Genomic DNA, 22,431 nt, shown 5'->3' with positions numbered 1-22,431 from the left:
CTCCCCGTGCCTCGTTTCCTGGTTCCGTCGTTTCCCGCCGCGCCGGCACCGGGACGGGTCATGGTTCATCCCAGCGGCGCCCGGACGCCTGCGCCGCCCGGAGATCGCCCCGGTCGGCGAGCCACGTTACCCGCCGGCCGGGGCTCCGCACCCGGGCTGCACAGCGCCGCACCCGACTTGTGGATCCCCGCGGCGATCTCCGACATCCAGGGTTCGGGCGGCACCGCGCCGGGCCCGAGCACCTGCATCGAGGCGAGTACGGTGAGCAGCATCCCGCTGCCCAGGAACTCCGCGGTCTCCTCGGCACCCGCCCCGGTCAGCTCTTGGACGAGGCGGTAGATCCGGCCGAAGCAGTTGCGTACGACGCCACCGATCACCGGATCGGAACTGGCCGCGAAGCCGTGCAGGAGTACGGCGAGCAGGTCCCGCTCGGCCAGCAGTTCCTCGTACGCGTCCGCAAGGGTCTCCAGGTCTGCCGAGCGCCCGGCGGCGTCCCGGAACGCCTGCTCGATCCGGATGGCGGCGTGCTCGACCGCCGCGATGAACAGCCGTTGCTTGGAGCCGAAGAGCCGGATGACGTATGGCTGCGAGACACCGGCCAGCCGGGCCACGTCGTCGGTGGAGGTGCCGGCGTACCCGGAGACGGCGAACGCCTTGACGGCGGCGTCGGCGAGCTGCTCACCCCGCTCGGCGGCGGTCAACCTGGTCCTGGTCATCGCCGTCCTCCTCCGTCACCAAGCGCCTGGACGTTGACATGTTATCAGTCGATAATTACCGTCGGAGAGGCTTAGTTATCATCGAATAACAACTTGGAGTCCTCATGAGCAGCCCACCTCTTCTCGGCGGCGTCACTCCGCCGGCGAAGGCAACCGAAGCCCCGGCCGACGAGGCCAGCGCCGACGGAAGCACGGCCGACGAGGCCGGGGCGGACGGAGGCAGGGCGGGTCGGCACCTGGCCGCCGTGCTCGCGGCGGTCGGGGTGCCGATGTTCATGGTCACCCTCGACAACCTGGTGGTGACCACGGCACTGCCGGTGATCAGGACCCAACTCGGCGCCTCCGTCACCGACCTGCAGTGGTTCGTCAACGCCTACACGCTGCCCTTTGCCGCCCTGCTGCTCAGCGCCGCCGCGCTCGGCGACCGGGTCGGTCGGCGGCGACTCTTCCTCGCCGGCATCGCGCTCTTCACCCTCGCCTCGGCGGCCTGCGCACTGGCCACCGAGCCGTGGATGCTGACCGCCGCCCGTGCGGTCCAGGGCGTGGCCGGCGCCGCCGTGATGCCACTGTCGCTGACCCTGCTCGTCACCGCCGTCCCCGACCGGCTCCGCAACGCCGCCATCGGCGTCTGGGGTGGGATCAGCGGCCTCGGTGTCGCCGTCGGCCCGGTGGTCGGCGGTGCGGTCGTCGAAGGGCTCGACTGGACCTGGATCTTCTGGCTGAACGTGCCGATCGGCCTGCTCGCCCTCGGGCTTTCCGCCACCGTCCTGCGGGAGTCCACCGGGCCCGCGTCCCGACTGGATCCGGTCGGGCTGGTCCTCTCCACGGCCGCCGTACTCGCCCTGGTCTGGGGAGTCGTGCACGGACAGGAGCACGGCTGGACCTCTGCTCGAATCCTCATCGCCCTGGTCGGCGGCACCCTGCTGCTCGCCGCGTTTCTCGGCTGGGAGAGCCGCACGCCGGTACCGATGCTGCCGCTGCGGCTGTTCCGCTCCCCGGGCTTCGGCGTGGTGAACACTGTCGCCTTCACCTTCTCCGTCGGCGTCTTCGGCTCGGTCTTCCTGCTCGCCCAGTTTTTCCAGGTGGCACAGGGGCACAGCCCGCTGCACGCCGGGATCCGGACGATGCCGTGGACGATGGCGCCGATGGTGGTGGCCCCGCTCGCGGGGCTGCTGGTGAGCCGGCTCGGCATCCGTACGCTGGTCGTCGCCGGACAGGCGATGCTGGCCCTCGCGCTCGGCTGGCTCGCCCTGGTCAGCACCGCCGAGGTCGCCTACGCCGCGCTCGCCGTCCCGCTGGCGCTGGCCGGCGTCGGCATGGGCCTGACGTTCGCGCCGATGAGCACGGCCACCATGGCCACCGTGCCCAGGGAGTCGCGCGGCCTGGCTTCCGGCACCTACAACACCGTCCGGGAGCTCGGCGTGGCCGTCGGGGTAGCTGCGCTCGCCTCGATCTTCGCCGCCAACGGCGACTACTCCAATCCTGGATCCTATGTGGACGGCGTCCGTCCGGCTGTCCTCGCCGGCGCGGCCGTGGTCGCCGCCGGTGCCCTGCTCGCCGTCCGCCTCCCGCGCCGGTGAGTTCCGAGTGATCAGGTGGCGGACGGCCTGCTGGGATGGGCCGGACGCTACCCGATCACGAAAGCTCTGAGGCGGGGAGTGAGCGGGGGTCAGGGGGGCAGGGGGTCAGGGGGAGCGGCGGCGGGTGGGGGGTAGCAGGGTGCGGAGTGGGCCGAGCCGGGTGGAGAGGCTGGCCAGGCCGCCGGGGAAGAAGTAGACCGCCAGGATGAAGACGGTGCCGAGCACGAAGAGCGGCTGTGACAGCGGCCCGCTCAGCACTCCGGGCAGCGACTCGACCGCCGACGAGGTGCCGAAAGCGGTGAGCCGGTGGTCGAGGTACATGTAGAGCATCCCGCCCAGCACCGGACCCCACCGGGTGCCCGGCCCACCCAGCACCACCATCACCAGCAGTGACAGGGTCAGCTCCGACGAGGTCACGTGCGGCGACGCGCCCCCGACCAGCAGGCAGTAGACCGTCCCGCCAGCGGTGGCGAGTCCGCCCGCCAGGGTGAACGCGAGCAGCTTGAACCGGTACGGGTCCAGCCCGAGCACCCCGACCCGCCGCTCGTCGTCGCGAAGCCCGGCGAGCACCCGGCCGGTCGGCGAACCCGCCACCCGGTGCACCACGAAGACGACCAGGGCCAGGTAGGCCAGCGCCAACCAGTACAGGTTGACGGTGTTGCCCACCCCGACCAGCATCGCCGGCAGCCCCGAGACGTCCAGCGAGAGCCCCTCCTCGCCGCCGGTGAGACCGCCGAAGTCCCGGGCAACCAGGATCGCGCCGACCTGGGCGAAGGCCAGGGTCACCATCGCGAAGGCGATTCCGGCGGTACGCAGCGCGACCGCGCCGAGCAGTGCGGCCAGGGTGGTCCCACCGGCCAGGGTCAGCAGCGCCGCCTGCCACAGCGGCACGCCGGCCCTGGTGACCAGGATGTCGGTGCCGTAGACACCGGCGGCGAAATAGAGCGCGTGCCCGAAGGAGAGCATGCCGGTCCGGCCGAAGAGCAGGTCGTAGCCGGCGGCCAGACCGCCGAAGACCAGGCAGATGGCGAGCAGTTGCAGGGTTCCCGGCCCGTTGATCGGCCCGTCGAAGACCCCGGGCACGGTCAGCGTCGAGTACGGCAGCACCGCGAAGACCAGGAGCACCAGCAGCGGTGACCAGGTGTGCAGGGCCGACCGCCAGTTCCGGCGGGGTGCCGGCGCGGAACCGGCGGTCGGCGGTGCGACGGGCGGGTTCGCCGCCGCCGTCTTCAGTCCGGTCGTCATGCCGGCCCCCTCGCTCCGCTCGTCGACGCCGGATTCCCCACGCTCGTCGAACTCGCTGCCACGGCCAAGCTCGCTGCCACGGCCGAGCTCGCTGCCACGGCCAAGCTCGCTGCCACGGCCGAGTTCGCCCGTTCTCTCGCTGCGGTCGGTCACGTGGTCGCCGCCCTTCCGGCGATGCCCTGGGGGCGGAGCAGCAGCACGATCGCCAGCAGCGCGACCACGCAGACGTCTCCAGCCCCGGAGGTGCCGTAGTAGTTGACGAACTGCTGCAGCAGACCGACCGCGACCGCGGCGTACGCGGAGCCGACGACCGAGCCCATCCCGCCGATCACCACCACGATGAAGGCGAAGATCAGCAGGGAACCGCCCTGGCTCGGCGAAACCGAGCCGAAGTAGACGCCACCGAGCGCCCCGGCCAGCGCCGCCGCGGCCCCGCCGATCGCGAAGACCAGGGTGAACGCCTTCCGGACGTCGATGCCGAGCGCAGTGACCATCTCCCGGTTCTCCACCCCGGCCCGGATCACCAGGCCGTACCGGGTGTAGCGGAGGAAGCCGAGCAGGGCCGCCAGCACCAACGCGGCGGCGAGGATCAGCAGGAGGCCGGAGTTCGGCACCTTCGCACCGAGCACGGAGGTGACCCGCTGGGTCCATTCCGGGCGGGGGAAGGGGCGTGGGTCCGCGCCCCAGGTCGCCTGGAGCAGTGCCACCCCGGCCAGAGAGAGCCCGACGGTGACCAGCACCTGCTCGATGGTGCGGGAGTAGAGCGGGCGGATCATCACCAGTTCGACGGCGATCCCGACCACCGCACCGGCGACGACCCCGAAGGCGACCGCGAGCACGAAGCCGAGGCCGTCCGGGCCGGCGCCGGGCAGGTTGCCCGCGGCCCACCAGGTGGCGTACGCGCCGACGGAGAGGAAGAGCCCGTGCGCGAAGTTGAGCACGTCGGCCAGCCCGAACACCAGGGAGAGTCCGGATGCGACCAGGAAGTAGAGCGCGGCCAGGCCCAGCCCGGTCAGCGTCAGCAGCACGATGGTGCTCATCCGGCCGGCACCTCCCGGACCGGCTCGACCGCCGGGTGCGGCTCGCCGGCCACGCCGACGCCGAGCAGGGATCTGGTCAACTCCGCCTCCCGCAGCAGTTCGTCGGCGGCGCCGGACCAGGCGACCCGACCGGCGGCGAGCACCACCGCGTCGGCGGCCAGCCGGCGTACCACCGCGAGGTTCTGTTCGACAAGCAGCACCGGCACGGCGCCCGCGACCCGCTCCAGCACCTCGGTCACCTCGGTGACCACCTTCGGGGCCAGCCCCTTGGTCGGCTCGTCGACCAGCAGCAGGCGGTTGTCGTTGAGCAGCACCCGGCCGATCGCCAGCATCTGCTGCTGCCCGCCGGAGAGCGAGCCGGCGCGCTGCCGGGACCGCCGCCTCAGCTCCGGGAAGAGGTCGAAGACCCGGTCGTACGCCGGGCTGCCACCGCGTCGCTCGGCGAGCCGCAGGTTCTCCGCGACGGTGAGACCGGCGAAGACGCACCGGTCCTCGGGGACGTAGCCGAGGCCGTCCCGGACCAGCCGGTGGGTCCGCTCCCCGGCCACCGACCGGTCGCCGAGGCGCACCGTGCCGCGTACCTCGCCGCCGCGCGGGGTCAGGCCGAGGATCGCCCGCAGCGTGGTGGTCTTGCCGACGCCGTTGCGGCCGAGCAGCACGGTCACCCCGCGTGGCGCGACCGTGAAGGTGACGCCCTGCAGGATGTGCAGCCCGGCGATCCGCACCGACAGGTCGGAGACGGCGAGGACGGGCGCCTCAGTCATAGCTGCTCACCTAGGTACGCCTCCTGCACCACGGGGTTGGCCATCACGGTCTCCGGCACGTCGCAGGCGAGCAGCGCGCCGTGGTGCATCACCGCGATCCGGTCGGCCAGCCCGAGGATCACGTCCATGTGGTGCTCCACCATGAGTACGGCCCGGCCGCTGTCGCCGGTCAACGACCGGATCACCGCGACCAGCTCCGGTACGTCCTCGGCGCTCACTCCGGCCATCGGCTCGTCGAGCAGCATCACCCTCGGCTCGCCGGCCAGCAGCAGCGCGATCTCCAGCTTCCGCTTCTCGCCGTGTGCGAGGGTGCCGGCCAGCGCCCCGGCCCGGTGCGCCAGGCCGACCCGGTCCAGTGCCGCGTCGGCGGCGGCGACCACCTCCCGGTCGGCCGCCGCCCTGCGCCACAGCTTCATCGAGCCACCCCGGTGCGCCTGCACCGCCAGCCGGACGTTCTCCCGCACGCTCAGCGAGCCGAAGACCGAGGATGCCTGGAACGTCCGGCCCAACCCGAGCCGGGCCCGGCGGTGCGGCGGCAGCGCGCTGATGTCAATACCGTCCAGCAGCACCTGGCCGGCGCTCGGCCGGCGCAGCCCGGAGACCAGGTTGAACAGTGAGGTCTTGCCGGCACCGTTCGGCCCGATCACGCCGAGGAACTCCCCCGGTGCCAGCTCCAGGTCGACGCCGTCGACGATGGCAACCTCGCCGATCCGCCAGGTCAGGTCGCGGGTGGCGAGCACACCTCAGCCCTGCATCGCCGCGGCCGGCGGCGCCGTCTCGTCCGGGGTCAGCGTCTTCTGCGCCTGCGCCGTCATCGCGTCACCGGTGCCGCTGAGCGTGGCCTGGAACATCGGCTGGAGCAGGGCATGATCCTCGGCACGGACCGTCATCTTGCCCTTGATCCCGTCGAAGCTCCAGCCCTCCAGCCCGGCGACCATCTTGTCGACGTCGTCGCCGCCCTCCTGGACCGCGCGCACGATCATCTGGGCGGCGGCGAACCCGTCCGGGTGGAACAGGTCGAGCACGCCACCGGGTACGGCGGCCTTGGCCGCCTGCGCGGCCGGGTTGTCGGCGGCGCCGTCGAAGAAGTGCGACAGGAAGGAGATCTTGGTGCCGGCCGCTCCGAAGGTCGGCCAGGAGGCCCGGATGTCCAGCCCGGTGACCACGGTGGTGGAGCCGAGTACGCCCTGCTGGTCCAGGGTCTGCCACATCGCCGGAGCGGTGGTGCCGGCCCAGGCCACGAAGAGCAGGTCCGGCTTGGCCGCGCTCAACTGGCTGGCGAACGGAGTGAAGTCGGTGGCGCTGGCCGGGGCGAGCACGCTGCTCACCGTGGCGCCGGCACCGCCGATGACCGCCTTGACCGCCGCCTCGTTGCTCTTGCCGAACGCGCTGTCCTGGGCGAAGACCACGACCTTCTTGCCGGCGGCGTCACCGATGAAGGACTTCGCGGTCATCACGTCCTGGTACGACTGTCGCCCGGACCGGAAGGTGTACCTGTTCACCCCGGTCACCCCGTCGGTCGCGGCCGGCCCGGAGATGAAGAGCACCTTGTTCTGCGCGGCGATCGGCGCGACCTGGAGGGCGACCCCGGAGGCCGTGGAGCCGGCGAGGATCTTGTGGCCCTTGCCGATCAGGTCCTTTGCCGCCGAGACCGCCTTGGCGGGATCGCCCGCGTCGTCGACCTCGGTCACCTCGACGGTACGGTCACCGATCTTGTTGGTGCCGTCGGTCGCGTACGCGAGGCCGGCCCGGAAGCCTTCGATGTACTGCTTGCCATAGCTGGCCAGCGCGCCCGACTGCGAGTAGACCAGACCGACCTTGACCGGGGCGGCGCTGTCGCCGCCGCCGTCGGCGGTGTCCTGCGGGCTGCCGCAGGCGGTCGCGGCGAGCGCCCCTGCCAGCAGCGTGGCTGCGGCGACCACTACGCGCCGCGTCGTCCGGACCGTCATAATCGCTCCACCTGGGGGTGCCGTTGGGGAAAGCATCGTCGGCCCACGGTAGAAGTGACGTCATGCACGTGCTATGTGGCCGAAACCCACAAGTAACGGCAGGGGGATGGTCGCCACAGACAGGCGGCCGGCCAGCGGTCGTGGAGCGTGCCGATGGCCCGAGCGGGCCGTGCCGGCGGCCGGGTGGAGGCACGGGGAGGGACCGGGCGGGCCGGGTGGAGGAACGGGTGAGCGGGCGGGCCGGGCCGGGGCGGGCGGGCCGGGGCGGAGGTCTGGGAGAGGCGGTCAGCGGTCGTCGGGCTTCCGCCCGTCGCCCTTCCGCTTCTCCGGGTGCGACCTGTCCGGGGCCGACCGCTGGGTCTCCTCCTTCTCCGGGTGCGAGCCCTTCCCCTTCGGCCCCGGGCGGGGGGCGGTCCCGGAGTGATCCGCGGACGAGTTCGCCGGCGGCGGGTTCCCGCTCTTCGCGGGCGGCAGGCTACCGGTCGTGGCACCGGCCGCCGTCCCGCCGCTGTCGCCGGGGACCCCGGAGACCCGGACGGCGCAGGCGGTGTCGCCGAGCGTGAAGTCGACGGGCAGCGGATTGCTGCCCGGATGGTTGCCGATCAGCGTGAGCTGAACGGCGCTGCCGGCCGGCAGCGCCGTCTCGGCGCCGTCGGCGGGTCGGATCAGCACGTCCCGGCCCTGCTGCCGGGACTCCGGCGACGGCTGGCGGGACTCCGGCGACGGCTGGCGGGACTCCGGCGACGGCTGGCGGGGCAGCACCTTCTCGTCGCGGGTCAGCACCTTCTCGTCGCGGGTCAGCACCTGCTCGCCGGGGAACTCGAAGCGCAGTGTCCAGTCCGGCACCGCTCGGGCGCCGAGGTTGGTGATCGTGAGATCGGCCTGGAAGGACCGGCCGTCGTCGGCGCGCAGCACGTAGTCGACCCGGCAGGGGGCGGAGCCGCCCATCGCCATGGTCGTCGTCGTGGCGCCGCCGGCCGGTGGCGAACCGTCGCCGCTACCCGCCCAGACCGCACCGCCCATCGCAATCAGGCCGATCCCGACCGCCGCGACCCGGACCGGGTTGCGCAACCGGCTGTCCGACCAGCGACGCCTCCCGGGCAGCGCTGGGTCGGTCGCCACCATCGACCGGGGCAGGATCGCGGTCTCCGAACGCAGCGGCGGGGCGGGGCGGCCACCCGGCGAGGTGTCATCCGATCCTCCGGCGTGGAGGTCGGGCCGTCCGGGCCGCGGAACCGGTCCCGATCCGGCCGCCACCGGCAGCACCACCCCGGCCGAGCTGGCCAGCATCTGGGCCAGTTCCGCGCTCTCCGGCCGGTCCTGCGGCGCCTTTGCCAAACAGCGGTCGATGACCTCGACCACCTCGCCCGGCAATCCCGGCACCGGCGGGAGTGGCGCCGGCTCGGCGTGCAGGTGCGCGCGGAGAACCTGGCTACGCGTCGACACCCGCCACGGCATCCTGCCACTCAGCGCCCGGTAGAGCAGCAGGCCGAGCGCGTACACGTCGGTGGCGGGGCAGACCTCGCCCCGGTTGAGCCGCTCCGGAGCCACGTACGCGGGCGTGCCGAAGAGCCCGCCCTCGACGTCGCCGTCCCGCTCGCCGACCAGTGCCGAGATGCCGAAGTCGACGACCTTGGCGCCGATCGGGGTCAGCATGACGTTGCCCGGGGTGATGTCGCGGTGCACCACTCCCCGGGCGTGTGCGGTGGCCAGCGCGGCCGCGACCTGGGCACCGAGCACCACGGCGTCCCACCAGGGCAGTGGGCCGTCCCGGTCGAGCCGGTTGGCCAGCGACTCGCCGTCGACCAGTTCCATCACGACGTACGGCACGGTCCGGCCGTACCGGACCGACTCGCCGTAGTCGTAGACGCCGGTGATGTGCGGATGGCACAGCCGGGCGGCGGCCCGCGCTTCGGCCCGGAGCCGGTGCCGGAACGATCGGTCGGCGGTCAGCCTGGGTGCGAGCATCTTCACCGCCACCGGCCGGCCGAGCACCTCGTCGTGGCCCCGCCAGACCACCGACATGCCGCCTTCGCCGAGTTCCTCGATCAGCCGGTAACGGTCACCGACCAGTTCCGCGGCATGCCGCTCGGCTCCGCCCCACCTGCCCCACCCGGTCATGCGAGACTTTCTTGCCCTGATCACGTCCGGCTACACCTGTCGGAGCCGATTGGTCCCCGGTAACCCGAAATTGGTCCCGTGGGGCGGGGATTCAGGCGGTGGCCAGCAGTTGGTCGACCGGGGCGTACTCGTCGGTCAGCACCATCGCGTCATCGATGAAGTCGTCGAGCGCGGCACCGGAGAGAACGGTGACCGGGGCACCCGCCGAGGCGATCAGCCGTTCCCGTACCGGATCCAGCGGCAGCGGCTGGTCGGAGGCGAGGATCACGAAGTTCGCGCCCTGCGCGCCGGAGAGCGCGGCCGGCGGCGCCACCAGGGCGACGTGGGCGAACTCGGCCGCCACGGTGGCCACCTCCGCCCGGATGAAGCGCAGCGGCGGATAGTCGATCACGTTCTGCGCGTAGATCCCGCCGGGCCGGACCACCCGGTGGACCTCGGCGGCCATCTCCCGGGTCGCCAGGTGCCAGGGCACCACCAGGTGCCCGAAGGCGTCCCCGACCACCAGGTCGGCGCTGTGCCGGGGACGCTCCCCGATCAGCATCCGCGCGTCACCGACCCGGGCGCGGAGTTCCGGCCCGGTCCGGACGTCCAGCTCGCGGCGACCCAATTCGACCAGCTCGCCGTCGATCTCGTAAACCTCGTTGCGGCTGCCGGGCCGGGTCTCGGTCAGGTAGCGGGGCATCGTGAAGCCGCCGCCACCGAGGTGCAGGGCGTCCAGCGGCGCCCGGGCCGGTGCCATCACGTCGGCGACCGCCCCGATCCACTTGGTGTACTCGAATTCGAGGTGGCCGGGGTCGGCGAGGTCGACGTACGAGTGCCAGGCCGAGTTGAGCACCAGCAGTCGGCCTGTGGAGTTGTCCGGGTCCTGCTCGACCGAGGCGCAGTGGTACGCCGTCTCCACGTCGCACGGGGTCGGCGCAACGGCGGTGAGCGCGGCACCGGTGAGCCCGAGCACCGCCGCGGCGGCGGTGAGCCGGGACGGCTTCGGCCGCGTGCCACCGGCCTGCCGGTGCAGGTAGCCGGCGAGCGCCAGCCCGCTCACCCCGAGCAGGATGGCCAGGCCGAGGATGATGGCGGTGCTCGGCAGGGCGGCGACCAGCACGAAACCGGTGCCCAGGGTCGCGGTGATCGCGCCGAGGGTGCCGATGCTGGAGAGCCGCCCGACCACCTGCCCGGTCTGGCGCAGGTCACCGAGCTGCAGCTTCACCACCAGCGGGGTGACCGCGGCGAGCAGGGCCGCCGGCAGGAAGATCGCCAGTGCGGTGAGCAGCAGGATGCCGACGGCGGCGCCGCCGCGCAGCACCTCGCCGGCGTACCGGACGATCGGCAGGGTCAGCGCGGTGCAGATGCCGGCGAGAACCAGGGCCGGGGCGAGCAGCCGGCGCGGGTCGCGACGGTCGGCGAGCCAACCACCGGTCCAGGCGCCGTACGCGATCGCGGCGAGCGCCACCCCGATCACCGAGCTGGTGACCTGGAGAGTGACGCCGACGTACGGGCCGACCAGCCGCAGCGACGCGGTCTCCAGCACGAGCACCGCCCCGCTGGAGACGAAGACCAAGGCGGCGGCCAGGCCCGGCGGCAGAGCCCGGACCTCGGGTGCGACCGGCTGGTCCGCGACGGTGGCGGTGGCCGCCACCTCAGGTGGTGAAGAGTCCATCGCAGCGATGGTACGCAGGTCCCCGGCCGTTCCGGGCTACAACATCGACAGATGAACGTGGTTCGTGTGGTCGGAGGCGGGGTCGCCGTTGCCGTTGTAGCCCCGCCACCCGGTGCCGGGCATCCAGATCTGTCTGTACCAGATCACGTAGAGCACGCCGAGCCGGCTGGCGTTCTTGACGTAGAACGCGGCGAGGCTGTTGCCGTAGCTGCGGTCACCGCCGCTCGCGTCGACGTTCTCGAAGCCGCCGGTGGCGGCGGAGAAGTCGCAGGCCCGTCCCTTGGGATGCTCCCCGCCGCCGCCGCTGCGGTGGCAGGAGGCGTGCCGCTTGAAGCCGTTGGCCTTTGCCTGGTTGAGCGCGTGCAGGGTGCGCGGGGTGATGCAGCCGTTGGTGGTCGGGTCGTCGATGCTGCACGACTCCCTGGGCCAGGAGCCGTCGGAGTTGCGCGGGGCCGGTTTGGCCAGCGGCGAGTTGGCGCTGATCAGCCCGCCCGACGGGTTGCCACCCACGGCGGCCAGGGCCCGTTCGGCGTCCCTCTTCTTGCGGGCGATCACCTCGACCTGCCGCTGCTGCTCGCGGACCTCGGCGTCGATCGCGTTCTTCGCCCGGGTCGCCTGGTCCAGCGACTCGGCGAGCTCGCGGAGCTGCTTGTCGTTGCGCTGGGCCATCATCTCGAGCCCGGCGGCCCGCTCCAGGAACGACTGCGGCGAGGCGCTGTTGAGCAGCGCCGAGATCGGGGTGAGCCGGCCCCGGCGGTACGACTCGGCGGCAATCACCCCCACCTCCCGGGTGAGGGTGGCGATCCGCGACTCGACCTGCTTGAGCTGCGTGCCGAGCTCGCGCTGCCGCTTCTTGGAGTTGGTGAGCTTGGTGGTCGCCTCGACGTGCCCCTTGGAGGCGGACTCCAGGGCGTCCCGGAGCTTCTTGGTGCCGCCCTCGTCACCCGGCGAGCTGGGTGCGGCGGCCGCCGGAGCGGCGGCCGCGCCCGGCAGGGCCGCGGGGATGACGGCGAGGACCGCGGCGGCGAGGAGCAACGCCGTGAACCGGCGCGGGCCGCGCGGCCGGGGGTTGGCCGTTCTGCGCACGAGAGCCGTTCCTTCCATAGGCCGCCGACCCCGGAGGATCCACAGTGCCCATTCGGCGGCGGCCCCGCCGGCGCCCTCCACAGCGCCCCCTGGCGGAGACCGCCGGCCAGCCTACCGGACGACGGCCGCGCTGTCGGCCCCCGGTACGACGGGGATAAACGCCCCAGGTTGGGCCAAAGAGGAGGGAACTGCCGCCTTTGTCAGCCCTTGGTCAGGAGCGTGGCGTGCTTTGTCAGCCGCTGGCCAGGAGCGTGGCGTGCACTGTGTCCCAGATCGACTCGTTGGCGGCGACCAGCAGCCCGGACCGCCCGTCGGTCGGGTCGTAGGCGCTGCCGTCGAGGCGCCGGACCACGCCACCGGCCGCCTCCGTCAGCAGCGCTCCGGGCGCGTGGTCCCAGGGCAGGGTGCGCCAGAAGATCGCGAAGTGCTGCCTATTGTCCACAATATCAGCATATTCCTGACCTGCGCAGTGCTGTCCGGGCAGCACCGCGTCGATCCGCCCGGCACCGGCCACCACCCGTTCCCGCAGTTCGACCGGGAGGAACCGCGTCGCCACCACGCCGCGCAGCGACCGCGCCGGCAACGCCTCGGCGGTGGTCCGGACCGGATCCCCGTCCCGGTACGCCCCCGCACCGGCCCGCGCCACCAGCAGGCGGTCCGCCATCGGGTCGAGAATCCAGGCGCCGTCGGTACGTCCGGCCCGGCGCCGCGCCGCCATCACCGCGAACGGCTGCCGACCGGCCGCGAAGTTCGCCGTGCCGTCCAGCGGGTCGACCAGCCACACCTCGGCCGCCCCGGCGAGCCGGTCCAGCACCGCCGGATCGGCGGCCACCCCCTCCTCGCCGACCACCTCGGAATCCGGCCTGAGCCGGTGCAGTCCGGCAGTGATGATCTCTTCGGCCCGGCGGTCGGCCACCGTGACCACCTCGCCCGGCGCCTTCTCCACCACGTCGGAGTCGGCCAGGTGCCGGAACATCGGCAGGATGGCGTCCGTGGCGGCCCGGCGCAGCAGCGCGCCGACCTCGTCGACGAGCCGCGCCTCGGGGTCAGCCACGCGGCGGGAGCTTCACGACGCTGACGAAGAACTCGTCGATCTGCCGCACCACGGAGATGAACCGCTCGAAGTCGACCGGTTTCGTGACGTAGGCGTTCGCGTGCAACTGGTAGCTGCGGAGGATGTCCTCGTCCGCCTGCGACGTGGTCAACACCACCACCGGGATCCGGCAGAGCTGCTCGTCCCGCTTGATCTCGGCCAGCACCTCCCGGCCGTCCCGGCGGGGCAGGTTGAGGTCGAGCAGGATCAGGTCCGGCGGCACCGCGTCGGCGTACTCGCCCTGCTGGCGGAGGTAGTCCAGGGCCGCCGCACCGTCGGAGACGACGGTCAGCCGGTTGCGCAACTTGTGCTCGTCGAACGCCTCCTGCGTCATCAGCACGTCGCCCGGGTCGTCCTCGACCAGCAGCACCTCGATCGGGCTCTTACCGTCCGCCGGTGCCGTCATCGACCCCTCCTCGTTGATCCAGTCCTCGCTACACAGTTTCCTTCATGCCGCCGTCCGGGCGGGCCGACTCCCCCGAGCCGCCACCGTCGGCCCCGGCCGGGGCCGCTGCCGGCCCGGTGACCTTCGAGGGCTCGACCTCGGCGGGCCCGACCTCCGAAGGCTCGACCTCGGCGGGCTCGACCTCGGCAGGCCGCACCTCGGCAGGCCGCACCTCGGCAGGCTCGGCCGAGCTGCGCAGCTCCGGCGGTACGGGAAGGGTGAACCGGATCATCGTGCCATCCCGCACGGCATCGGTTTCCACCCAGACCCGGCCGCCGTGATATTCGACGATTTTCTTCACGATGGCCAGGCCGATTCCGGTGCCCGGGTAGGCGTCCTTGGCATGCAGCCGCTGGAAGATCACGAAGATCTTGTCGGCGAACTCGGGTTCGATGCCGATCCCGTTGTCCTGGCAGCTGATCTCCCACTCATCACCGACCCGCCGGGCGGAGACGTGCACCTTCGGCGCCACGTCCGGGCGGCGGAACTTGAGCGAGTTGCCCACCAGGTTGGCCAGCAGGTTGATCAGCAGCGCCTCCTCGCCCCTGATCACCGGCAGGTCGGACCAGGTGAGTTCGCCGCCGACGTACCGCCGGGTGGCCTCGGTCTGCGCGGCGACCTCGGTCATCACGGCGTCCATGTCCACGTCCGTGAAGCCGGTGGTGAGCCGGCCGATCCGGGAGAAGGCCAGCAGGTCGTTGATGAGCCGCTGCATCCGCTGCGCACCGTCGACCGCGAACGAGATGTACTGGTCGGCCCGCTCGTCGAGCTTGCCCGCGTACCGGCGTTGCAGTAGCTGGCAGAAGCTGGCCACCTTGCGCAGCGGTTCCTGGAGGTCGTGCGAGGCGACGTAGGCGAACTGCTCAAGGTCCCGGTTCGACCGGACCAGTTCCTCGGCCTGCTTCTCCAGTTGGCTGTTGACCCACTCGATCCGCTCCCGGGCCTGCCGGACCTCGGCGAGGTCGGCCGCGATCCGCCGGCGCATCGCGTCGACGTCGCCGGCCAGCCGGGCCAGCTCCGGCGGCCCGACCTGTTCGATGTCGCGGTGGTAGTGGCCGCCGGCGACCTCGCGCACCTGGGCGGCGAGCGTGGTGACCGGCCCGATGACCAGCCGGTTCAGCGAGGTGACCAGGGCCAGGCCGGCGAGCACCACGACGATCGCCGCCAGCACCAGGAGCAGCACCAGGGTGTTGCCGGTACGCCTGGCGTCGTCGGCGACGGTGTTGCGCAGCGCGAGGATGGATTGCTGCAGGGCCTGCACCTCGCCGCGCAGCTCCGTGAAGCGGCTGCCGGTCTGGGCGGTCAGGAACGCCTGCCCGGCGTCCGGCCCGCTCCGGGCGGTCAGTTCGATCGCCGGCTCGGCCACCGTCTCCCGCCACTGCCGGGCGTGGTCCCGGACAACGTGCAGTTCGCGGCGGATCTCGGGCTGGTCGCCGAGCCGCGTCTCCATCGAGGCGATCAGCGCCGCCTCCCGTTCCTGCCCGTCCCGGTACGGTGCCAGGTCCGCCTCGTTCGCGGTGACGGCGTAGCCGCGGACCCCGGCCTGCTGGTCGACCAGGGCGCCGAGCAGCGCCAGTCCGTCGGTGCGCAACGGCCCGGTCTTGGTGAGCAGGGTGTCCAGGTGTTGCCGGTTGTTGGTGGCGACGACGGCGGCGCCGACCGCCAGGAGCCCGAGCACCACGCCGACGATCACACACAGCGTGGTGACCCGTCGACGCAGCGTCCATGGAATGCGTGAACTCACCGACCCACCCCCCGGCTCACCAGCAACATCGCCACGTCGTCGGCGAGCGGGCCGCCGTTGCGTTCCTCGGCCCGCTCCACCAGCCAGCCGGGCAGGTCCGGCAGCGTCACCCCGCGGGTACGGTGATCGGCCACCAGTTCACCCAGCCCGGGTACGTCCAGCCGGTCGTCGCCCTCGCCGGTCCGCCCCTCGATGAGCCCGTCCGTGTACATCAGCAGTGACCAGTCCTCGGCCTCGAAACGCAGTTCGTACGCGACCGGCGGCCGCGGCCGTACCCCGAGCAGCAGACCGTGCGGCGCCGGCACCGGCACCACCCGCTCCCCGGCGAGCAGCAGCGGCGGCGGATGCCCGGCGAGCCGGACCGTGGCCCGGTTGCCGGCCAGGTCGAGCCGGACGGCGGCGACGGTGGCGAAGATCTCCCGCGCCGACCGCTCGCTCATCAGCACCTGTTCCAGCGCCGGCAGCACCTGCTCGTCCGGCACCCCGGCGAGGACCAGGGCCCGCCAGGCGACCCGGAGCTCGACGCCGAGGGCCGCCTCGTCCACCCCGTGCCCGCAGACGTCGCCGACGATCAGGTCGATCCGGTCCGGGGAGGTCTGCACCACGTCGTAGAAGTCGCCGCCGATCAGCGCCTCGTGCCGGCCGGGGCGGTAGAAGGGGTGCACCTGCACCAGATCCGTGTCGATGAGCGGCTGCGGCAGCAGGCCGCGCTCCAACCGCGCCGACTCCGCCTGGCGCAGCTCCACCTCGCGCAGCCGCCGGGCGTTCTCGTCGGCGCGCTTGCGCTCGACCGCGTAGCGCAGCGACCGGGCCAGCAGGACGCCGTCGACCTGCCCCTTCACCAGGTAGTCCTGGGCACCCTCGGCGACCGCGCCGATGCCGAGGTGCTCGTCGGAGCGCCCGGTGAGCACGCAGACCGCAGCACCGCTGGAGATGGCGAGCACCTGGCGGAGCCCGTCCATGCCCTGGGCGTCCGGCAGCCCCAGGTCGAGCAGGACGCAGTCGACCCCGGGGACCTGAGGCCGGGCGGCGTTCAGGCTGGTCGCGACGAGCAGGTCGATACCGGCGTCGGTCTCGGAGAGCAGTTCGCCGACGAGGAAGGCGTCCGCGTCGTCGTCCTCGATCAGGAGTACCCGCAGCCGCTCCCGGGGCGGCAGCTTGGCGTGCCGCCCGAGCCCGCCGTGCGGGTACGCCGGCGCGGGCACGACGGAGGACCCGGTCACCGGGTCGTCCCCCTCCGCTCGGTCACCACGCCTCCTCGCTGCGCTCGACGCGCCGATCCTGTCCCACCCAACGCTGCCACACAACACAGGTAGCGCCGACGCCCTGCCGCGATGTCACGGCGCGTGTCCCGTCCCGACGTCACGGGGTGCTTGCCGACGCGTCCGCGATGGCCGGGCGACGCTCCGACCCGGCCGCGCCCTCCGACCCGCCCCGGCCGCCCGAGTCGGCCCGGTGCCCCCACTCTGCCCGGTGCCCCCACTCCGCCTCGTGCCCCCACTCCGCCCGGTGCCCCCACTCCGCCTCGTACTCCCGCTCGGCCTCGTACTCCCGCTCGGCCCGGCGGATCCGCTCGGCCTGGTGGGCGAGCACCTGGCCGAGCACCCCGTGCAACCGGCCGCAGTCGAGGCAGTGCAGGTTCTCGTCCAGCCGCCGACCCCCGCAACCCGCGCAGCTGCCCCGATCGGAGCGGTCCCGATGGCCGGCCAGCGCCTCGGCCATGGCCCCGGCCAGGTACGGGGTGAGCGGGACCGTCACCGCCTTCCCGTCGAACCGGACATCGAGGCTGCCGGCCGCCCCGGCTTCCGGCTCGGGGTCGTACGGCGCCACCCGCGCGGCGAAATCGCGCAGTACGGCGAGGAGATCGGGCGCTCGGTACGTGGACATGCGTATCACGCTATGCGACCGCTCGCCAGCAGGGTGACCCGGCCGGCCGAAGATGGAACCACCCGCGATGATGGCAGTCGCTACCGACCCCTGGAGGCCCTCGTGCCCACCCCCGCGAGTCCCGAATCCGTCGACCCACCGCCTCCACCGTCCAGCCCGCCACCTTCCGGGCGCATGCCCGCCGCTTCCGGGCGCATGCCCGCCGCCGACCGGGCGCTGGCCCGACCCGCACGCCGGTCGCTGGCCGCGCTGGCGGCCCTGGCCGCGCTGCTGGCGGTCGGCACCGCGACCGTGCTCGGCCTCCGCCCACCGGGCCCCGCCGGTCTCGACACGCCCGCCGACGAGTTCAGCGCCGAGCGGGCGTACCAGCACCTGCGGACGGTCGCCGCGCAGACCCACCCGGCGGGCAGTCCGGCCAACGACCGGGTCAGGAGCCACCTGGAGAACACGCTGAGCGATCTCGGGCTCACCCCGGAGCTGCAGGACACCGTCGCCGGGGAGGCCGGGCAGCTCAGCGGCGGCTCCGGTGGCGCGACGCTGGCCCGGGTACGCAACGTGGTCGCCCGGATACCCGGGACCGATCCCACCGGCCGGGTCTTCCTGGTCGCGCACTACGACTCGGTCCAGGTCGGCCCGGGCGGCAACGACGACGGGGCCGGCACGTCGGCGCTGCTGGAGGTGGCCCGCGCCCTCACCTCCGGCCCGCGCCCGCGCAACGACGTCGTGCTCGTCTTCACCGACGCCGAGGAGTCCTGCCTCTGCGGCGCCTCGGCCTTCGCCGCGGACCATCCGCTGGCCGCCGACGGCGGGGTGGTGCTCAACCTGGAGGCGCGGGGCAGCACCGGTCCGGTGATCATGTTCGAGACGTCGCTGCGCAACGCCGGTCTGGTGGAGGTCTTCGGCCGGGCCGCGCCGTACCCGATCGGCACCTCGTTCGCGGTCGAGGTCTACCGGCTGCTTCCCAACGACACCGACTTCACCGCCTTCCTCGACCACGGCTTCACCGGGCTGAACGCCGCCTACATCGACGGTGCCGCGATCTACCACACCCCGCTGGACACGCCGGAGAGCGTCGACCGGGGCAGCCTGCAACAGCACGGCGCCAACACGCTCGCACTGGCCCGGGAGTTCGGTACCGTCGACCTGACCCGGCTGCCGGCCGGCGGGGACGCCACCTACTTCCCGCTCCCCGGCGGGCTGGTCCGCTATCCCGGCTGGCTCACCCTGCCGCTCGCGCTGCTGGCGCTGGCCGGTGTCGCCGGGCTGGCCTGGGCCGTCCGGCGTCGGGGGCGGGCCTCCTGGCCCCGGCTCGCCGCCGGCTTCGGCCTGGCGCTGCTGCCGGTCGTGCTGGCCCCGCTCGGGGCACAACTGCTCTGGGCGGCGGTCACCGCCATCAGGCCGGGTTACGCCACGCTGCTCGACCCGTACCGTCCACTGTGGTATCGATTGGCGGTGGTGGCGCTCGCCGCCGCGGTGCTGCTCGGCTGGTACGCGCTGACCCGCCGCCGCACCGGCCCGGCGGCACTCGCCGTCGGCGGGCTGGGCTGGCTCGCCGTACTCGGGGTGTTGCTCGCCGTGGTGGCGCCCGGCGGATCGTACCTGACGGTCCTGCCGGCGCTGGCCGGCATGCTCGCCGGGCTGGTGGCACTGGCCGTGCCCCGGGACGGCCCGTGGCCGGTGGTCGCGGTGTCCGCCGGTGCGGCGGTCGGCGTACTCGTGCTGCTCCCCACCGTGGTGCTGCTCTTCCCCGCGCTCGGCATGGCGATGGGCGGCGTCGCGGCGCTCTTCGCCGTCCTGCTCGGGCTCGCCGCGCTCCCTGTCGTCGACCTGCTGCATCCGGAAGCCGGCGGGCAGCGCGGCATGGCCGCGCTGCGGGCCCGGCGGCGCGGCGCCCTGCCGGCACTCGCGGCGGCGCTCGGCGCGGTCGTCTTCGCCGGCACCGGCCTGGCGGTCGACCGGTTCGACGCCGCGCACCCGGTGCCGACCCACCTGATGTACGCACTGGACGCCGACACCGGCACCGCCCGCTGGCTCAGCCAGGAGACCGATCCACAGCCCTGGACCGACCGGTACGTCGACGGCCGAACCCGGATCGGGGACACCTTCCCGCTTCTGGGCGACCACGAACTGCTCGCCGGACCCGCCGAACCGGCCGCACTTCCCGCTCCCCGGCTCGACCCGCTCGCCGACGTCACCGAGTCCGGCGTGCGTACGCTGCGCGTCCGGCTCGTTCCGCAACGCCCGGTACGCCTCGCCGCGCTGCACGTCGACCCGGCCACCGCCACCGTGCTCGGGGCCCGGGTCGCGGACCGCCCGGTCGAGACCACCGGCGACCCCGAGCCGGACGGGGCCGCCGAGCCGCCGCCATTCGGAGTGGTCTTCCACGCACCACCCCCCGAGGGAATCGAGATCGAGCTGCGACTACGCCCGACCGCCCCACCCGGCACCGCGCCGACCGGCACCTTCCCCGTCCGGCTCCGCGCCATGGACGCCAGCGACGGCCTCACCGGGCTGCCCGGCTTCCGCCCGCGCCCGCCCGGCGTCGGGATCGCCGGCTCGCACAGCTCCGAACTGGTCGCGGTCGCCCGCAGCTATTTGCTGTAAGGCGGGGGCCCTTCTTATCGTTTTCTGTTGTAGAAGGGCCCCCGCCTAACGGCTCTCGGCTCAGCGGGCGCGGGCGTTGCCGCTGTCCTGGTCGGCGACGAAGGCGGCGATCCAGGCCAGCGGCGCGTTCCAGTTGATGGTCAACTCGTTCGTCGCCCAGGACTCGATGTCATCGATGTAGCAGAACTGCGGCGCGCAGCCCCGCAGCTTCTGCTGGGCGACCGGGTCCTGGATGGCCGAGTTCGGCCCGCCGGAGAGGGTGCCCCGGGGCGGGTTGGGCAGCTCGGGGTTGAGCTGGCGGGCGTACCAGCGGCTGTGCTGGTTGCGGGAGGCCACCTCGCCGTAGCCGGTCACGTACGACTGGTTGAGAGCGTTACGGCCGAAGATGTAGTCCATCGTCTCCAGTACGCCGTCCCGGTAGCGGTCCTTGCCGGTCAGGTCGAAGGCGGTGGCCATCACGATGGCGTTGTTGACGATGAGGTTGTTGGAACCCCAGTCGAAGACGTTGTCCGACGGGTTGTACGGGATCCCGTACGGGTGTGCCTTCAGGGTGCCGAGGTAGCGGTCGGCGCCCTCGGCGACCGAGGCGCGTACCCGGTGCCGGTCCGGCAGCCCGTTTGGGATGGTCGCCAGTTGCAGCCGGCCGAGCGCTGCGGTGTTGCCCCAGTCCATCCCGCGCTCCCGCCAGATGTCGCCGGTGTGGTGCGGCGAGCGGAGCACGAAGTCCCGGTACTCCTTCGCCCCGGTGGTCAGGTACAGCTCGGCGGCGGCCCAGTAGAACTCGTCGCTGACGTCCGGGTCGCTGTACGCGCCGCCGCCGTTGGCGTCGGCCGGGTCGGCGTACCGCTCGGGGTTGGCCCGCGCGGCGGCCCAGGCCGTCTTCGCGGCCGCCAGGTTGCGGTCGGCGAACTTCCGGTCGTACGGCCGGAAGACCCGGGCCGCCTGCGCGGCGGTGGCGGCCAGGTTGAGGGTGGCGGCGGTCGACGGCGGGTGCAGCTCGCGCCGCTTGTCGTCCAGGTGCGGCAGCAGCGGCAGCCCGGTCCAGGAGTCGTCGTGGATCTTGTGGTGCGCCATTCCGGCCAGCGGCCGGCCGGCCGGCACCTGCATGCTGAGCAGGAACTCCTGTTCCCAGCGCGCCTCGTCGAGGATGTCCGGCACCCGGTTGCCGCTCTCCGGCAGGGCCAGGGTCCGGTCACCGAGCCGCCACGGCTCGCCGGTACGGGCCCGCAGCGAGCGCTCGTACTCGCTCATCAGCTGGTGCACCGAGATGCCGCCGTTGACCACGTACTTGCCGTGGTCACCGGCGTCGTACCAGCCGCCGGAGACGTCCAGGGTGTAGTCGCAGACGCCCGGCTGACAGGGCACCGCCGTGTCACCCTGGTTCGGTGCCACCCCGACGTGCCCGGCGGGGCGGCCGTAGCCGGGGCGGAGCGCGTCGGAGATCTCGATGCCGCTGCGCTGGGTGTAGTAGAACTTCAGCGCGTCGATGCGGAGTTGCTCGTAGAAGTTGGTGCCGATGTCGAAGGGCCGGCTGGTCTCACCGTCGGCGGTCAGCGTGTAGCCGGTGCCGGGTCGGGTGAAGTGTCCGAAGTCGATGGTGTGCACGTTCTGCCCGGAGGAGGGGTCGAGCCCGCGCGGCGTGCTGCGGCCGTACTTCACGACCCGGCCGGCGCCGTCGCGCAGCTGGTAGGGCAGCGCGGTGGTCGCCTCGGTGACCACCGTGGCGTTCTTCGGCCCCTTCGGCAGGTAGCCGACCTGGTTGACCCGGACCCTCGGGCCGGTGTCCGGGACGTAGACGTCCGGCTCGGCGCCGCCGGTGAGCGAGATGTTGTCCAGGCAGATCCGCCACGGCTCGGTGCTGCCGCCGAGCTGGAAGACGACCTGCGCGTCGGGCAGGTCGACCGGTGAGGTGAAGGTGTAGCGGTAGTCGTTGCCGGAGACGCTCAGCTCGGGACTGGCCGACAGATACTGGGTGTACGGGTCGACCGGCAACTGCACCAGCGCCCGGCCGACCCTGTTCGGGGTGGCCTGACCGAAGAAGCGGAACTCGTACGACTCGCCGGCGACCAGCGCGATGTCGTTCTGGCCGATGATCACGTCCCAGGGGTTGGCGGTGCCGCCGGGGACGTCGGCGCAGAGCTGGCCGGTGCTGGAGTCGAGGGTGAGGTTGGCAGTGCCCCACCAGGGGGCGTGGCCGTCGTCGAAGGTGCCGTTGACGATCTGCTCCGGAGCGTCGGCTGCGGCCGCCGGGGCGTACCCGGCGGCGGCAGATGTCGATGCGCTCAGCGTCGCGGCGGCGAGTGCCACGACGGTCGCCGCGGCGAGTGGGACGGTATGTGGTGAGCGGGGTCTGCGCACGTCATTCCTTCCGGTGGAGCGTGCGGTGACCGGTCGAGGGCCGGGCACCGTGGGGCAGGGTGGCACGACGTGGACCAAGATCTATGGAAGCGCTCCCAGTCCGAGAATACCGGGAGATTGACATCGAGTTTCCGAACTGTCA

17 protein-coding genes are annotated in these 22,431 nt (G+C 72.8%); 2 read left to right on the top strand and 15 right to left on the bottom strand.

Features of this window, described 5'->3' with window-relative positions; all coding sequences use genetic code 11:
• Window positions 1-65 precede the first annotated feature (65 nt).
• The gene (locus ACN28C_RS08965; protein ID WP_422773062.1) at window positions 66-716 is read right to left on the bottom strand and encodes a TetR/AcrR family transcriptional regulator; all 651 of its coding nucleotides are present in this window, start codon (window positions 714-716) and stop codon (window positions 66-68) included.
• 104 nt (window positions 717-820) lie between these two features.
• On the opposite strand from ACN28C_RS08965, the gene ACN28C_RS08960 reads away from it, so the two are divergent.
• Window positions 821-2,296, top strand: a complete 1,476-nt coding sequence (locus ACN28C_RS08960; RefSeq protein WP_422773061.1) for a DHA2 family efflux MFS transporter permease subunit — start codon at window positions 821-823, stop codon at window positions 2,294-2,296.
• Between the two features lie 105 nt (window positions 2,297-2,401).
• Here ACN28C_RS08960 and ACN28C_RS08955 read toward each other — a convergent pair whose 3' ends face one another.
• The 13 genes from ACN28C_RS08955 to ACN28C_RS08895 form a co-directional block, all read right to left on the bottom strand.
• Complete coding sequence (locus ACN28C_RS08955; protein ID WP_422773060.1) at window positions 2,402-3,694, bottom strand: branched-chain amino acid ABC transporter permease; 1,293 nt, start codon at window positions 3,692-3,694, stop codon at window positions 2,402-2,404.
• The gene (locus tag ACN28C_RS08950) at window positions 3,691-4,581 is read right to left on the bottom strand and encodes a branched-chain amino acid ABC transporter permease (protein ID WP_422773059.1); all 891 of its coding nucleotides are present in this window, start codon (window positions 4,579-4,581) and stop codon (window positions 3,691-3,693) included. Before ACN28C_RS08950 ends, ACN28C_RS08955 begins: the two co-directional genes overlap by 4 nt.
• Window positions 4,578-5,345, bottom strand: a complete 768-nt coding sequence (locus ACN28C_RS08945) for an ABC transporter ATP-binding protein (RefSeq protein ID WP_422773058.1) — start codon at window positions 5,343-5,345, stop codon at window positions 4,578-4,580. Before ACN28C_RS08945 ends, ACN28C_RS08950 begins: the two co-directional genes overlap by 4 nt.
• A complete protein-coding gene (locus tag ACN28C_RS08940; RefSeq protein ID WP_422773057.1) occupies window positions 5,342-6,085 on the bottom strand; it encodes an ABC transporter ATP-binding protein in 744 nt (247 codons plus the stop codon). Before ACN28C_RS08940 ends, ACN28C_RS08945 begins: the two co-directional genes overlap by 4 nt.
• Window positions 6,086-6,088: 3 nt before the next feature.
• Window positions 6,089-7,294, bottom strand: coding sequence for a substrate-binding domain-containing protein (locus tag ACN28C_RS08935; protein WP_422773056.1), 1,206 nt, complete (start codon window positions 7,292-7,294; stop codon window positions 6,089-6,091).
• Window positions 7,295-7,579: 285 nt separating this feature from the next.
• Window positions 7,580-9,415, bottom strand: coding sequence for a protein kinase domain-containing protein (locus ACN28C_RS08930; RefSeq protein WP_422773055.1), 1,836 nt, complete (start codon window positions 9,413-9,415; stop codon window positions 7,580-7,582).
• Between the two features lie 91 nt (window positions 9,416-9,506).
• On the bottom strand, window positions 9,507-11,072 hold the full coding sequence (locus tag ACN28C_RS08925) for a fused MFS/spermidine synthase (protein WP_422773054.1): 1,566 nt from the start codon (window positions 11,070-11,072) through the stop codon (window positions 9,507-9,509).
• Between the two features lie 36 nt (window positions 11,073-11,108).
• Window positions 11,109-12,176, bottom strand: coding sequence for a coiled-coil domain-containing protein (locus ACN28C_RS08920; RefSeq protein ID WP_422773053.1), 1,068 nt, complete (start codon window positions 12,174-12,176; stop codon window positions 11,109-11,111).
• Between the two features lie 214 nt (window positions 12,177-12,390).
• A complete protein-coding gene (locus tag ACN28C_RS08915; protein WP_422773052.1) occupies window positions 12,391-13,212 on the bottom strand; it encodes an inositol monophosphatase family protein in 822 nt (273 codons plus the stop codon).
• A complete protein-coding gene (locus tag ACN28C_RS08910) occupies window positions 13,205-13,657 on the bottom strand; it encodes a response regulator (protein WP_422773051.1) in 453 nt (150 codons plus the stop codon). Before ACN28C_RS08910 ends, ACN28C_RS08915 begins: the two co-directional genes overlap by 8 nt.
• 28 nt (window positions 13,658-13,685) lie before the next feature.
• Entirely contained in the window at window positions 13,686-15,440 is a 1,755-nt protein-coding gene (locus tag ACN28C_RS08905; RefSeq protein ID WP_422773050.1) for a sensor histidine kinase, read from the bottom strand.
• Window positions 15,437-16,663 carry a PP2C family protein-serine/threonine phosphatase gene (locus ACN28C_RS08900; RefSeq protein ID WP_422773049.1) on the bottom strand — a complete coding sequence of 409 codons (1,227 nt, stop codon included), beginning with the start codon at window positions 16,661-16,663 and terminating at the stop codon, window positions 15,437-15,439. Before ACN28C_RS08900 ends, ACN28C_RS08905 begins: the two co-directional genes overlap by 4 nt.
• 139 nt (window positions 16,664-16,802) lie before the next feature.
• Entirely contained in the window at window positions 16,803-17,327 is a 525-nt protein-coding gene (locus tag ACN28C_RS08895; protein WP_422773048.1) for a hypothetical protein, read from the bottom strand.
• Between the two features lie 174 nt (window positions 17,328-17,501).
• Here ACN28C_RS08895 and ACN28C_RS08890 point away from each other — a divergent pair, with 174 nt between their 5' ends.
• The gene (locus ACN28C_RS08890; RefSeq protein WP_422773047.1) at window positions 17,502-19,931 is read left to right on the top strand and encodes a M28 family peptidase; all 2,430 of its coding nucleotides are present in this window, start codon (window positions 17,502-17,504) and stop codon (window positions 19,929-19,931) included.
• Between the two features lie 60 nt (window positions 19,932-19,991).
• Here the strand turns inward: ACN28C_RS08890 and ACN28C_RS08885 are convergent, their stop codons facing one another.
• The gene (locus ACN28C_RS08885) at window positions 19,992-22,289 is read right to left on the bottom strand and encodes a glycoside hydrolase family 9 protein (RefSeq protein ID WP_422773046.1); all 2,298 of its coding nucleotides are present in this window, start codon (window positions 22,287-22,289) and stop codon (window positions 19,992-19,994) included.
• Window positions 22,290-22,431 lie beyond the last annotated feature (142 nt).

Source organism: Plantactinospora sp. WMMC1484 (assembly GCF_049315195.1).
Lineage (GTDB): Bacteria > Actinomycetota > Actinomycetes > Mycobacteriales > Micromonosporaceae > Plantactinospora.
The sequence above is the reverse complement of the archived record's forward strand: the minus strand, read 5'-3'. Positions and strand labels throughout refer to the sequence as shown.